This window comes from Paenibacillus sp. FSL P4-0184 (assembly GCF_038004625.1).
Taxonomy (GTDB): Bacteria; Bacillota; Bacilli; order Paenibacillales; family Paenibacillaceae; genus Paenibacillus_AQ.
Genome location: NZ_JBBORN010000001.1, coordinates 1,988,652 through 2,002,670 on the forward strand (window position 1 = coordinate 1,988,652; position 14,019 = coordinate 2,002,670).

Sequence of the window (14,019 nt, forward strand, 5' to 3'; positions counted from 1 at the left end):
TCAGAATAATTTCGATGCAAAATTACATCTCGTTATTCTCATTCATATCGGGATAGGGACAAACTTAGAACAAAAAAAGGAGGCCCAAGGGGCCTCCTTTTGAAAAACACGACTTTAGAGCTACTAGAATAGCTCACGACGACCTTCCAACGCTTTGGACAAGGTAACCTCGTCGGCATATTCAAGATCGCCACCAACAGGCAAGCCATGGGCTATTCTGGTGATTTTAATCTCAAAAGGCCGAACTAGACGAGAAATATACATCGCCGTTGCCTCACCCTCAATGTTGGGGTTGGTCGCCATGATAAGCTCACTCACTCTTTCATCACTCAAACGAGTCAATAATTCCTTCAAGCGAATATCATCAGGGCCTATACCTTCCATAGGTGAAATCGCACCCTGAAGAACGTGATAATACCCATTAAACTCTTTGGTTCGTTCTATTGCCACCAAATCCTTGGAGTCTTGGATCACACAGATTACTGAAGGATCTCTAGTTTTGTCCTGACATATCTTACACGGGTCCGTATCCGTAATATTACAGCAGACGGAGCAATAATGAAGATTACGCTTGACACTTACTAGCGCTTTAGCAAAATCAATGACGTCATCCTCTTTCATGTTAAGCACATGAAAAGCTAACCGGGCGGCTGTCTTCGGCCCAATCCCGGGCAAGCGCGTAAAAGCATCGATCAGCTTGGCTAGCGGTTCGGGATAATACAAATTAATAATTCTCCTTTAGACGAAAGTGGAGTGAGTGAATTAGAACAAGCCTGGGATCTTCATTCCACCAGTAAATTTACCCATATCATTGTTCGCAAGGTCTTCAGCTTGAGTCAAAGCATCATTAACTGCAGTGATTACCAAATCCTGTAGCATTTCAACATCTTCCGGATCAACAGCTTCTGGCTTGATTTGGATAGAAAGCAACTTTTTGTGGCCATTAACTTGAACTGTAACTACACCGCCACCTGATGAGCCTTCAATTACCTTGCCACCTAGTTCTTCTTGAGCTTTAAGCATTTGCTCCTGCATTTTCTTAACTTGCTTCATCATTTGGTTCATATTATTCATACATCATCTCTCCTTTGGAATGCGCAATTTGCGCTAGTATGCTTACATTACTCTTTTATGACAACAAGGTCTTCTCCAAAAAGCTGGATAGCCTCATCAATCCAAGGTTCAGATTTCGCATCTGCAGTATCATGTTCATGCTCTAGCCGCAACTCTTCTTTGCTAGGTTGTCCCACTGACTTCTGAGCGGCTTCGTTCCAATCGCGCTGCATTATAGTTACCAGTCTATAAGGTTTACCAAGACGCGCTGCAAACACATTCTCAATGACCTGTCTGTTTGCTGGCTTCTCCGTTGTATCACGATGAATCGTGTTCTTAAATGCAACAAGCACAGCATCGTCCATTACAGATACAGGTTCTCCGTCTACAAACCACGCATGAACCGTTACCTTCTCCTCTTTTACCCCTTGCAAGACAAGACTCCACTGTTTGTAGATAGCTGCAAAATCAGGACTATCCTTACCAGCAATAAACTTATCAACATTTGGAGGCATTTTGGAGGTTGCAGAGATTCTAGGCGCAGAACTTGGAGTCGGATTCGATTTCGCAGAAGAGGCACCATCTCGCCCACCTCCGGAAATACCACCGGCCTGCAATGCCTGCTCCAGCTTTTTCTCCAGCGCAGTAATCTGTCTCTTGAGCAGATCCAGTTCACCAGAGTGGACTGCAGGAGCAATCACCCCTGATCCAGCCTGTAATGCACCTAACGGAGCAGCTGATGCGGTCTCACTTTCCTCTTGCTGCAAGCTACAAAGCTTCATCAGCGCGACTTCAAACAAAGTCTGCGGATGAGTAGCATATTTCATTTCACCCAGGTACTTATTAAGTGTATCTACGATCTGAAACAGACGATCCCGGGAAAAAGCGGTGGCCATATCTTTAAACTCGGCGGGATTAAGCACTCGCTCCGTCAGTTGATCGGCCCCAGGTACCATCTTAATCATCAATAAATCACGGAAATAATACATAAGATTCTCTAGACATTTATCAGCACTCTTACCTTCATGCATAAGCTGTTCAACAAGCTCCAGCAGAAGACCCATATCACCTTCCAATATGGCAGTGGCAAGACGTGCAAATTGCTCAGAGGGTATCCCTCCGGTCATCCCCAGCACTTGTTCGTACGTAACTTTGCCATCTGTAAAAGATGAAATCTGATCCAGCAAACTCACTGCATCGCGCATACCCCCATCAGAAAGGCGGGCAATATACTGCAATGCGTTAACATCGGCTGTAATCCCTTCCTTCTCACAGATAGCACTTAGATGTGCTGTCTGCTCTTCCAAAGCTACTCTGCGGAAGTCAAAACGCTGACAACGAGAAATGATCGTCGCTGGCAATTTATGAGGTTCCGTAGTCGCAAGGATGAACATTGCATGTGACGGCGGTTCTTCCAATGTCTTTAATAGCGCATTAAATGCTTCTGTTGTCAGCATATGCACTTCATCAATAATATACACTTTACGGCGCACCTCGGTAGGTGCATATTTCACCTTGTCCCGGAGGTCGCGAATCTCTTCTACGCCCCGGTTAGATGCCGCGTCTATTTCCTGCACATCCATCACATTACCCGCAGTGATTCGCAAGCAGGAAGGACACTCGTTGCAAGGCTCCGGACCTGGCCCACGTTCACAATTGACCGCTTTCGCTAAGACTTTAGCAGCACTTGTCTTACCAGTTCCCCGCGGACCACTGAACAGATAGGCATGCGAAACCCGCTGTTCACGAATTGCGTTCTGCAGCGTTTGGATAATGTGCTGTTGTCCAACCATGTCTTGAAACGACTGCGGCCGCCAAGCACGGTACAGCGCGATATGTTCCACTATGCATTACCCTCTCTTAGGCTGCCTCTTTCCCGGCATTTGTCGCAAATTTATTATACTATATTCATGGGCTATTGACCAAAAACAAAAAGCATCTTTGCTTGTGGCAAAGATGCTGTTATAAACAGAATTATAAACCGTGCACCTGTTATTGATGACTACGATCCAAGCGGCAACCCTACATGACTGCTCGGGCTAGGCCACCCTCCGGCACAAGAGTAAACTTACTTATGGCTGCTTCCTTCCGGACCTGACCAGGTTCATAAGCACTCATTGCGGAGGACCCAACCGTCAACACAGCCCGTAGGAACCAAGGCCTCACATCGATAGCACCTCTAACAGGAATTCAACCTCGCTACAGCGGATTGCGAGTTACAGGGCACCGCTACCTCCCCGTCTAGCACGGCGAAGATAAGTATAGCTCACGCTCGGACAAAAATCAACTCCAAGACATAAAATGAGCCCCCAGCGAGAAAGCTGGGGGCTCGATCTAACCTTAAGCCGCTAAGCGGCTATTCCAATTAGATACCGTATTTCTTCTTGAATTTATCAACGCGACCGCCGGCATCCAAGAACTTCTGCTTGCCAGTGAAGAAAGGATGGCAGCTGGAGCAAATTTCAACACGAAGCTCTTGTTTAACAGAGCCAGCTTCGAAAGAGTTGCCACATGCGCAGGTTACCTTAGTTAAGTTATACTTTGGTTGAATTGCTGCTTGCATTTTGAATTTCACCTCTCATGCCCTAAGCCTCATGCGGACCCAGAGTTATATGATTACACTGTGGTATTTTAGCACGAAAAATTCAATTGATCAATATGTTTCATTGGTAATTCATTGGTACATTTAATCTATTAAATGTTGAGTTGCCGTTGCTTTACCCGAGCCATATTTGCTGGTGGTACATGTGTGTAAGAACCAATAACAACATCCGGCAATTCGTCCCGGAAAATTTCCAGCATCGTCTTCATGCCGAGAATTTCACCCTTAGCAGGAGGAATTAACTCCAAATAACTCTCTGGATCAATGTTCAGATTACGCATCTGAATAAGCTTCAGATCCGTACGTCTTACAAACTCCACCATCGCCTCAATCTCTTCTTCGCGATCAGTTACTCCAGGAAAAATCAGATAGTTGATCGATGTGTAAACACCTTGCGAGGCAGCATATTTCAAAGACTTCTCTACATTAGCCAATGTGTAGCCACGTGGTTTGTAATAAGCATTGTAATGATCATCTAGAGCACTAATCGTGCTGACACGCATCAAATCCAGCCCAGCATCGACGATTCCACGAATATGATCGCTTAAGCCAGCATTGGTGTTGATATTAATGTAGCCCATGTCAGTAATCGAGCGCACTTCACGGATTGCTTCTATAATAAGTTTTGCCTGCGTAGAAGGCTCACCTTCACAGCCTTGTCCAAAACTGATAATCGATTCAGGCGTCTTCAAGTGCTCCAACATAACTTGTGAAATTTCATTGACCGTTGGTCGGAAATTCATACGAGTCTGCGGAGACACAAAACCACTATCATCAGGCTGCTCAGAAATACAGCCAAAACATCCAGCATTACATGAATAAGAGACAGGTACACCGCCCTCCCAACGCCCTAAGAAGGTGTTGGAGGAAGTCAGGCATTCATAACCAAGCGCACAGTTAGAAAGATGCTCATAGAGACGGTTATCAGGATATTTGGCAGTCAACTCGCCAACGCTTACCTCAAGATCCTGTTTATCACAGTTCAGTGGGTTCCACTTCTCCGGATTATCGGTTGGATCCGCCGCAACATAGAACCCGCCATCCTTCCACACTACAGCCGAATACCCAAACAGTGGAAGCTTGTAAGACTTATCTGTCTTTACATACCCAGGAAGACACAAGCGAGTATAGCCCTGAGGCAGCAGCGCGCCTACAGCCTGTGAGCCATCCGGCAACGCCATCATTTCACCTGTCTCAGGATCCATACCCACAGCCCGCGTACTAGGCAAGCCCACAAGAGTGGCGCCTTCAGGCAGCGGAATCAACTCTTCCTCCAACATTTCAACGATCATATCCCCACTACGGGCTAACCCGTACAGTTCTGGATGATCATATACGTTTCCTTGCCCGTCGGCATATACCAAATACATGTTAGTCTCCTCTTATTATCAATTCTCAAGTTGTAGGTACTGAAGAAGTCTTTGCCCGTGTTGTGCGACGAGCAGCCGTACCACTGTTGGAAGTTCCTCCGCTACTCGCAGTTCCATTTGGCGATTGTTTAGCTCCCGCCACGTCAAATGATGCTAAGAATTCAGCATTAGTCTTTGTATCACGCAGCTTTTTGATGAATCCCTCCACAAAATCGTAGGATTCATTCATATTTTTGCGAATCGCCCAGATCGTATCAAGCTCTTCTTTGCTCAAGAGCACTTCTTCACGACGTGTACCTGAACGACGAATATCAATAGCAGGGAATATACGGCGTTCCGCCAATTTGCGGTCCAAATGAAGCTCCATATTACCAGTACCCTTAAACTCTTCATAAATAATATCATCCATACGTGATCCGGTATCAATTAAAGCAGTTGCTAAAATAGTCAGTGAACCGCCCTCTTCTACATTCCGTGCAGAGCCAAAAAACCGTTTCGGCCGATGAAAGGCTGCTGGGTCAATCCCCCCACTAAGCGTGCGTCCAGATGGTGGAACCACAAGATTATACGCACGTGCAAGACGGGTAATGCTATCTAAAAGAATAACTACATCCTTCTTGTGCTCAACTAAACGAAGAGCTCTTTGCAACACAAGTTCGGCCACTTTAATATGATTCTCTGGAAGCTCATCAAACGTCGATGCAACCACTTCGCCTTTTACTGAACGCTGCATATCAGTTACTTCTTCGGGACGCTCATCTATTAGCAATACAAAGAGTTCAATCTCAGGATTATTAGTGGAAATACTATTGGCAATTTCTTTCAAGAGGAGCGTTTTTCCTGCTTTAGGAGGTGCTACAATCAAACCCCGCTGCCCCAAACCTACAGGAGCGAGCAAATCCATTATTCGGGTAGACAAATGAGTAGGGGATGTTTCAAGCGGTAGCTTGTCTTGCGGATAAAGTGGTGTTAATGCTGGAAAATGTAGTCGCTCCGCTGCGCTAGCAGGGTTCTCGCCATTAACGGCATTGACTTGAAGCAGGCCAAAATATCGTTCATTTTCTTTCGGCGTCCGGCATTTCCCAGATACAAGATCTCCGCTTCTGAGATCAAACTTCCGAATTTGTGAGGCTGAGATATAAATATCTTCAGCGCTAGGCAAATAATTAATCGGCCTTAGAAATCCATAGCCCTCGGGTAAAATTTCCAGTACGCCTTCCATAAACATAAGACCGCTTTGCTCTGCCTGTGCCCGAAGGATCGCAAAGATCAGTTCCCGTTTCTTCAGCTGTCCGTAATAAGGGATCTGGTATTTCTTGGCCAGCTTATACAACTCGGTCAGCTTCATTTCTTCCAAATCGGAAATTTGAAGATCCATGTAATAACCACCTATTCAATTTTTAAATGAGTTCGCCCTAGTCTATCTACTAGGCAAAATGATGAGTCTATTAAAATGCCCATTAGGATATTAATACCCAATTTGGAAGGATATATGCGGTAAATAAGCAAATAAACCTCCTTCCAAACGGGATATCCTAATTTTATTCGTTCTCACGCCAAACATGAGCACCAAGTTGTCGAAGGTTGCTCACTAAATTATCATAACCACGGTCAATATATTCTACGCCGGTCACCTCGGTGATCCCATCCCCTACTGTCAATCCAGCAATGACAAGAGCAGCGCCTGCCCGTAAATCAGTCGCTTTCACCTTTGCAGCGTTAAGCTTACCACCCTCAATAATTGCAGAACGGCCTTCAACTCGTATTTTCGCGCCCATCCGTACCAATTCTGGCACATGTTTAAAACGGTTGCTGTAGACGAAATCGCTAAGCACACTAACGCCTTCCGCCTGTGTCAACATACTTGTCATAGGAGATTGTAAATCTGTAGGAAAGCCAGGATAGGTCAACGCTTTGACATCTGCGTGCTCATATTTAGCTCTACCTATAACGCGAATACTTTCGTCAAGCTCTTCAATATCAACGCCCATCTCTAAAAGCTTGGCCGTTAAAGCTTCCAAGTGCTTAGGAATAACGTTATCTATCAACACATTACCACGCGTAGCCGCAGCGGCAATCATATAAGTTCCTGCTTGAATCCGATCGGGAATAATGGAGTGACGGCAACCGTGCATCTCCGATACCCCTTCGATTCTGATGGTTTCTGTACCAGCGCCTTTAATAACAGCGCCCATAGAGTTCAATAGGGTTGCTACATCTATAATCTCAGGCTCTTTAGCCGCATTTTCAATAATTGTGGAGCCTTTGGCACGTGAAGCCGCCAGCATGATGTTAATAGTGGCACCTACGCTTGATACGTCTAAATAAATCTTCGCACCGCGTAGCTCTTTAGCATATAAGTGGATAGAACCATGTTCGTTGGTAACTGTTGCTCCTAGTGCCTCGAATCCTTTGATATGCTGATCGATTGGACGAGGTTCGAAGTTACAACCACCGGGTAGACCTATTGTCGCTTCTTTGAATCTTCCAAGTAGAGCTCCCATCATATAATACGAAGCTCGAAGTTTCTTAACCGGACCATTAGGCATAGGTATAGATACAATACGCGAAGGATCAATTTTCATCTGGTTGCCTGACCAAGATACACTTGCGCCAAGCTCTTGCAAGATTTCGGAGTAAACGGCTACATCACTAAGGGACGGTAAATTATCAAGAACAACTTCAGATTCGGCCAAAATCGCCGCAGGAATAAGTGCAATAGCACTATTCTTTGCTCCACTGATGGTTACAACGCCCTCTAGCGGACGTCCACCGCCAATCATTAATTTTTCCATAGATTTATCAATTTCCCCCTACGTGTATTGCAGCTGTGTGGGCAATACGTGCTGTGGACTTTTAGTGATGAAAATGGAAAGACACCGGCTAAGCGGTGTGCTTTCCTCATCAAACTATTCAACTGGGCAGAGCTACACCCTGCCCTTTACAAATTGCTTGTCCACCTGTGGCGGAAGCTAACAATGATTAGGCTTTGTTGTTGGATCCAAATTCGCGGATTTTACCGATAACGGTTTCTTTGATCGCATCGCGACCTGGTGCGATGAATGTACGTGGATCGTAAGCATCAGGTTTAGCAGCTAGAACTTCGCGAACAACTTTTGCGAACACGATTTGGTTCTCAGTGTTTACGTTGATTTTGGAAGTACCCAAGGAGATAGCTTTCTTGATGTCATGTTCAGGAATACCTGTACCACCATGAAGAACCATTGGGATGTTAGTAGCGTCGCGGATTTCTTCCATTTCTTTAAATCCGAGGTTAGGCTCGCCATGGTAAGGTCCATGAACGGAACCTAGTGCAGGAGCCAAAGTGTCGATACCTGTTTCTTTAACAATACGTACGCACTCATCAAGCTTAGCATACATGATGCCGCCGATAACGTCGTCTTCTTGTCCACCAACAGTACCTACTTCTGCTTCTACAGAAACACCTTTAGCGTGAGCATATTCAACGACTTTTTTAGTCATATCAATGTTCTCATCGATTGGGTGGTGGGAACCGTCGATCATTACGGATGTAAATCCAGCATCAATTGCTGCTTTACATTTATCAAAGCTAGATCCATGGTCAAGGTGGATCGCTACAGGAACTGTGATATTCATATCGATAATTAGACCTTCTACCATTTTAACAACAGTAGTGAAGCCGCCCATGTGACGTGCTGCGCCTTCGGATACACCAAGGATTACTGGTGATTTCTCTTGTTCAGCGGCACCAAGAATAGCTTGTGTCCACTCCAAGTTGTTAATGTTGTACTGACCTACTGCGTATTTTCCTTCAAGTGCTTTGTTCAACATGTCTGTCATAGATACTAATGGCATGGTTTCATCCTCCTAAGAATGTTGGTTGGCTATGTTTTTAAACCGACATCACATACAGGCTTATTATAACACATCCTGAGTCAAATACTAAATAGGATAAACAAAAAAATGTCCCGGTGGGACGATTTTTATCCAGCCCGTATAGCATTTGCACTCAAACTGTTTATAATCACCATAACCAAATAGAATCGATACAGAAAATATTACTTTAACTGCATTGATCTACAGACTTATTATGAAGATGCATATTGACCGCTACCCGCATTTCATCGATGTCAAATGGCTTTGTGAAATGCATCAATGCGCCTAGCTTGGTTGCTTCCTTAATCATATCCAGCTCCCCATAAGCGGTCATCATTATGACCTTAATGGATGGATTTAGTTCCTTCAGATGCTTCAAAATCTCGAGTCCATCCATTCCCGGTATTTTCATATCGAGCAAAACCAAGTCAGGAGACTCACTGCGAACAATGTCTAAGGCCAATTTTCCGTTAGCTGCTTGAAATGTCGTATATCCTTCGCTATTGAACACTTCCATAAGAAGAATCCGAATCCCATTCTGATCATCGACAATTAACACTTTCTTTTTTTCCATATAATACCCTCCCAGAGATTAAGCCAGATTGACTATACCGCGCTCTCCACAGCTAACGGCCCCTTCAGAAACTAACCCATACGAAACCTATTATTCGTGCTTCACTGCTCAAATCCTGCTAATTGGATAAAATGGGTAAATAAAGAGTCTGAATTACAATGATGTCATTTACACAGCTCTTCAAAATGGACAAACAGGCATAAACACCTTCGGCGTCCCTATAAGGACGATAAGCGTTTAAGCGAAAAATATTAGACATAAAGGATAGATGAACAACTTATACTTTCGAATAGTTAAAAAAAAGAGCCTCCTATGGGAGGCTCTTCAGGTTTGATACAAAACCCGTAGGTTCTGATTATATTTACAAAATTACTGCTGTTCGGAATGAGTCAAAGAAGCTTTGACGAAATCACGGAACAACGGTTGTGGACGGTTCGGACGTGAAGTGAATTCCGGATGGAATTGAACCGACAAGAACCAAGGATGTCCCGGAAGCTCTACGATCTCAACTAAACGGCCATCTGGAGAGGTTCCGGAAATAACCAGACCTGCTTTTTCAATCTCATCACGGTACGTATTGTTGAACTCATACCGGTGACGGTGACGCTCATAAACCAGTTCATCATCGTAGCAAGACATTGCCAGGGAACCCTCAGCAATCTTACAAGGATACAAGCCAAGACGCATAGTACCGCCCATATCTTCAATATCCTTCTGCTCAGGAAGCAGATCGATCAGTGGATATGGTGTGTTCGGATCGATTTCGGAGCTATTCGCACCTTGTAGACCTAGAACAGAACGGCCATATTCGATTACGGAAACTTGCATACCTAAGCAAATTCCGAAGAAAGGTATCAATTTCTCACGGGCATAACGAATCGCAGAGATTTTACCTTCAATTCCCCGATCACCGAAACCACCAGGAACAAGAATACCACCAATACCACGCAGCATTTCATCCACGTTCTCATCCGTAATTTCCTCTGCATTCACCCAGCGAATCTTAACCTCTGCATTAGCAGCAAAGCCTGCGTGTGAAAGTGATTCAACAACGCTCAAATAAGCGTCATGCAGTGCTACGTACTTACCAACAATCGCAATTTCCACTGTTTTTTCAAGCTTCTGAATCCGTTCAAGCATACTTTCCCATTCACGCATATCTGGTGCAGGTGTCGTAAGCTTCAAATGATTAACAACAATCTCGTCCAATCCTTCATCACGAAGATTCAATGGAACTTCATACAACGTTGAAGCATCGCGGCATTCCACAACAGCATTAGCATCAATATCGCAAAAAAGTGCGATCTTCGCTTTCATATCTGCGGAAAGCTCATATTCCGTACGGCACACGATGACATTCGGTTGAATACCGATACTGCGCAGCTCTTTAACACTGTGTTGTGTCGGCTTTGTCTTCACTTCTCCAGCAGCCTTGATATAAGGAATCAAGGTTACGTGGATATACATCACATTTTCCCGTCCGATATCACTCTTGATCTGACGAATGGCTTCCAGGAACGGAAGACTTTCAATATCACCTACGGTTCCACCAATCTCTGTGATTACAACATCAGAGTTGGTCTCGCGGCCTGCACGGAACACGCGTTCTTTGATCTCATTCGTAATGTGTGGGATAACTTGTACAGTTCCGCCCAAATACTCTCCACGACGTTCCTTGCTGATTACGGATGAATAGATCTTACCTGTCGTCACATTGTTGTTCTTTGACAGATTAATATCAATAAACCGTTCATAGTGTCCAAGGTCAAGGTCAGTCTCCGCACCGTCATCGGTTACGAATACTTCACCGTGCTGATAAGGACTCATCGTTCCAGGGTCTACGTTAAGATACGGATCAAATTTCTGAATCGTTACCTTTAGACCTCTGTTTTTGAGCAGCCTGCCCAGCGAAGCGGCGGTAATGCCCTTGCCCAGGGAAGACACAACGCCACCCGTTACAAAAATATACTTTGTCACTGTAAAACCCTCCTAAATAAAGTCCAGACATAAAAGCGGCGCATGGTGTTTATCGTAACCCGTTTTACTATCATCAAAACAGGGGAAATCAAAAGTTTGATTCACCGGGGAAAACATAAAGCGTCGTCCCGCAAATTACATAAAACTACAGCTACTTTGCATCTAAAAAAACAAAAAAGTGACACCCGTAGAACCGGGGCACTTTTTATTTTAAGAAACGCGTTTATTAACTTACATGATAAGCCCATGCAATAGTTTACTCTGACGTTCCCCCACTGTCAAGGGAGGAATTAAACCATCAGCAAGACTCTTTGAAATTATTTATCTTACTTGTCAGCTTCTGCATCGTCTTCATCTGAGTCATCTTCTGCATCGTCTTCATCTGAGTCATCTTCGTCTATGTCATCTTCATCGATCACGACATCTTCGTCGACTTCTTCTTCGCTGTCGTCGTCGGAATAGAGGTCGTCGCGATCTTCATCGATAGCGTCGAAATCCTCTTCTTCAGCAGCGTAGTTTTCTTCTTCTTCAGCAAAGTCGTCATCTTCCAAATCATCGTCTTCATCGTTGATGATACGCACGCGTTTGGTGTTACCAACCGGATCATCAGAGCGCTCTAGAGGATACCAGCGTTTCAATCCCCAAAGGTTGGTTCCGACACAGGCAAAACGCCCATCAATGTTAATCTCGGTATATAACTGGGCAATAGTATCTTGGCTTTGTTGATCGGTCATGCCGCGCAACTTGGCTACCTCGACCATCAGATCACGGTAATAATACGGTGTATTGGCTGCCTTAAGCACTAGAAAGGCCAAATCCACCATCGGCATTTCTTTAACTTTCTCAGGGTCTAGCTTTAAATTGAGTGGCGTACTCACTAAAGGACACTTCCTCTCACGCATTGTTCACATTACGGTTTATTTCAATAATATCCATTAACAAAACTAAGTAAAACCTATTTGACAACAAATTGCAAGTCAAAAGCGGTAACAGCTAACAGAAAGAGCCTTCAGGCTGTTATCCATAGCAGAAACCTGTCTCCATCTTGAAGAAGGATAAACCCAAAACATATGTACCTGTGTGAAACTTATAATTCCTTTTAAATAAAAAAAGGCGGAGGAAACCCTCCGCGCATGACTGTATCCACGCCAAGGATCGGCTCCTTACGTGATGTTACAAAGAGAGTGTTAATCTCTTCTGTCTATTTTATGTAAAGCGCCGTCTTTTGACACGATGGGCAGCCCATTTCGTTAAAAAAGGGCAAGTTCCCATTCGGACCCCCTCTTCCACTCATACAATATGGCAGCAGGGCACCGAGGAGGGGACAGCGAAACCTATGGACTATTACAAATTTTGGCACATGCTTCTTGAAGAAATATCGGTTGCCCCCAACAATGGTGAGCGGCGTATTCTTACCTTCAATGATCCCCGCCAGTATGCCGGGGCATTCACACAATGGAAGGCGCTGAAAGCGAAGCAGCCTGAGCTGCGGCAAGTGCAGGTATCTCCGCTGATTCGGGCCTTTTTTGTGCCTGCTGCCGGAGCTGGAAAACTAATGAACCGATTTGCAGACCTCCTAAATGTCGAAGAGGATCTACAAATACAAATCCATTCCATAGCTAACGAAAAGAGCGGTACCGCCACACTCCCTTGGGGAGTAAAAGCCATTCATGCTCCTCAGGCATGGTCCAAATCAACCGGAGTTCACGTCAAAATCGGCGTAATCGACACAGGTGCTGATTACCGCCATCCCGATCTGAAGCATTCATTAGCCTCTGGGGTCAACTTACTACACCGCGGAATGTTGCCGCTAGATGATAATGGACACGGGACTCATATCGCCGGTACTCTAGCTGCGGCAGGAGGAACGCGCGGTATGATGGGAGTGGCTCCACGAGCGTTGCTATATCCAGTCAAGGCCTTTGATCATAGCGGCTCCGCGTATGTATCGGACATTGTACTGGGCATTGATTGGTGCGTACAGAACAAAATTGATATCATCAATATGAGCTTCGGAATGAAAACTAGAAGCAAAGCGCTTCACAATGTAGTTATTAAAGCGTACCGAGCCGGAATCGCTGTCATCGCCTCGTCCGGGAATGATGGAAAACGTGGCGGAGACTATCCCGCACGTTATCCTGAGACGATTGCCGTGGGCGCCATCGATAAAAGACATCGTGTTGCTGGCTTCAGCAACCGCGGTTCTTATATCGATGTCTATGGCCCCGGCGAAGGCGTGACCTCCTGTTGGCTGAAGGAGGGCTACAAAGAGATGAGCGGCACCTCCATGGCGACCTCGCATGTCACGGGAGCCGCTGCACTGCTGCTCGCGGTGCGACCGGGGCTCTCGCCAAGGGAGCTGAAGCTGCTCTTGCGCCGTACCGCGTCCCCGGTGCGGCTGCGCAAGGGGCAGCGACGCGCATCCCTTGGCGGCGGCGCTGCCGATGCCCTACGCCTGCTGAAAGCAGGAGTGAGGGCCAAGCGGGCGGTATCCGCGAACGTATAGACCCTACCCGGGCACCGGGTGGGTCACTCTGACGTGAGCGCAGCTTGTGCCGGTGCGAAGAACGGCACAAAATAGAATC

General features: G+C 45.5%; 12 protein-coding genes and 1 other RNA gene. 1 reads left to right on the forward strand and 12 read right to left on the reverse strand.

Features of this window, described 5'->3' with window-relative positions:
• Positions 1-123: 123 nt before the first annotated feature.
• The 12 genes from recR to rpoE all read right to left on the reverse strand — a co-directional run bounded on the left by recR (position 124) and on the right by rpoE (position 12,312).
• Positions 124-723, reverse strand: coding sequence for a recombination mediator RecR (gene recR, locus MKY52_RS08510; protein WP_042123249.1), 600 nt, complete (start codon positions 721-723; stop codon positions 124-126).
• Between the two features lie 39 nt (positions 724-762).
• On the reverse strand, positions 763-1,074 hold the full coding sequence (locus MKY52_RS08515) for a YbaB/EbfC family nucleoid-associated protein (RefSeq protein ID WP_042183982.1): 312 nt from the start codon (positions 1,072-1,074) through the stop codon (positions 763-765).
• Between the two features lie 47 nt (positions 1,075-1,121).
• Complete coding sequence (gene dnaX, locus MKY52_RS08520) at positions 1,122-2,897, reverse strand: DNA polymerase III subunit gamma/tau (RefSeq protein WP_341050940.1); 1,776 nt, start codon at positions 2,895-2,897, stop codon at positions 1,122-1,124.
• A 137-nt stretch (positions 2,898-3,034) separates the two neighbouring features.
• Positions 3,035-3,303, reverse strand: an RNA gene (gene ffs / locus MKY52_RS08525) — signal recognition particle sRNA large type.
• Positions 3,304-3,418: 115 nt separating this feature from the next.
• Positions 3,419-3,616, reverse strand: a complete 198-nt coding sequence (gene rpmE, locus MKY52_RS08530) for a 50S ribosomal protein L31 (RefSeq protein ID WP_042123239.1) — start codon at positions 3,614-3,616, stop codon at positions 3,419-3,421.
• Between the two features lie 131 nt (positions 3,617-3,747).
• Complete coding sequence (locus tag MKY52_RS08535) at positions 3,748-5,025, reverse strand: radical SAM protein (protein WP_042183978.1); 1,278 nt, start codon at positions 5,023-5,025, stop codon at positions 3,748-3,750.
• A 25-nt stretch (positions 5,026-5,050) separates the two neighbouring features.
• Positions 5,051-6,403 carry a transcription termination factor Rho gene (gene rho, locus MKY52_RS08540; RefSeq protein ID WP_042123234.1) on the reverse strand — a complete coding sequence of 451 codons (1,353 nt, stop codon included), beginning with the start codon at positions 6,401-6,403 and terminating at the stop codon, positions 5,051-5,053.
• Between the two features lie 163 nt (positions 6,404-6,566).
• Complete coding sequence (locus MKY52_RS08545; RefSeq protein WP_060623903.1) at positions 6,567-7,820, reverse strand: UDP-N-acetylglucosamine 1-carboxyvinyltransferase; 1,254 nt, start codon at positions 7,818-7,820, stop codon at positions 6,567-6,569.
• 187 nt (positions 7,821-8,007) lie between these two features.
• Positions 8,008-8,862: a class II fructose-1,6-bisphosphate aldolase gene (gene fba, locus MKY52_RS08550; protein ID WP_036679934.1), complete on the reverse strand. Its 855-nt coding sequence runs from the start codon at positions 8,860-8,862 to the stop codon at positions 8,008-8,010.
• A gap of 208 nt (positions 8,863-9,070) precedes the next feature.
• A complete protein-coding gene (locus MKY52_RS08555) occupies positions 9,071-9,457 on the reverse strand; it encodes a response regulator (RefSeq protein ID WP_042123230.1) in 387 nt (128 codons plus the stop codon).
• 369 nt (positions 9,458-9,826) lie between these two features.
• Positions 9,827-11,434: a CTP synthase gene (locus MKY52_RS08560; protein ID WP_042183974.1), complete on the reverse strand. Its 1,608-nt coding sequence runs from the start codon at positions 11,432-11,434 to the stop codon at positions 9,827-9,829.
• 326 nt (positions 11,435-11,760) lie between these two features.
• Positions 11,761-12,312: a DNA-directed RNA polymerase subunit delta gene (gene rpoE / locus MKY52_RS08565; protein ID WP_042183972.1), complete on the reverse strand. Its 552-nt coding sequence runs from the start codon at positions 12,310-12,312 to the stop codon at positions 11,761-11,763.
• Between the two features lie 458 nt (positions 12,313-12,770).
• Between rpoE and MKY52_RS08570 the strand changes: the two genes are divergently transcribed.
• Positions 12,771-13,940, forward strand: coding sequence for a S8 family peptidase (locus MKY52_RS08570; protein ID WP_149647702.1), 1,170 nt, complete (start codon positions 12,771-12,773; stop codon positions 13,938-13,940).
• Positions 13,941-14,019: the final 79 nt, after the last annotated feature.

Bases quoted from the DNA above. Each gene is read 5' to 3' on its own strand.
- MKY52_RS08515 (WP_042183982.1), bottom strand. From the start codon at position 1,074: ATGAATAATATGAACCAAATGATGAAGCAAGTTAAGAAAATGCAGGAG.
- rpmE (WP_042123239.1), bottom strand. From the start codon at position 3,616: ATGCAAGCAGCAATTCAACCAAAGTATAACTTAACTAAGGTAACCTGC.
- MKY52_RS08535 (WP_042183978.1), bottom strand. From the start codon at position 5,025: ATGTATTTGGTATATGCCGACGGGCAAGGAAACGTATATGATCATCCA.
- rho (WP_042123234.1), bottom strand. From the start codon at position 6,403: ATGGATCTTCAAATTTCCGATTTGGAAGAAATGAAGCTGACCGAGTTG.
- MKY52_RS08545 (WP_060623903.1), bottom strand. From the start codon at position 7,820: ATGGAAAAATTAATGATTGGCGGTGGACGTCCGCTAGAGGGCGTTGTA.
- fba (WP_036679934.1), bottom strand. From the start codon at position 8,862: ATGCCATTAGTATCTATGACAGACATGTTGAACAAAGCACTTGAAGGA.
- MKY52_RS08555 (WP_042123230.1), bottom strand. From the start codon at position 9,457: ATGGAAAAAAAGAAAGTGTTAATTGTCGATGATCAGAATGGGATTCGG.
- MKY52_RS08570 (WP_149647702.1), top strand. From the start codon at position 12,771: ATGGACTATTACAAATTTTGGCACATGCTTCTTGAAGAAATATCGGTT.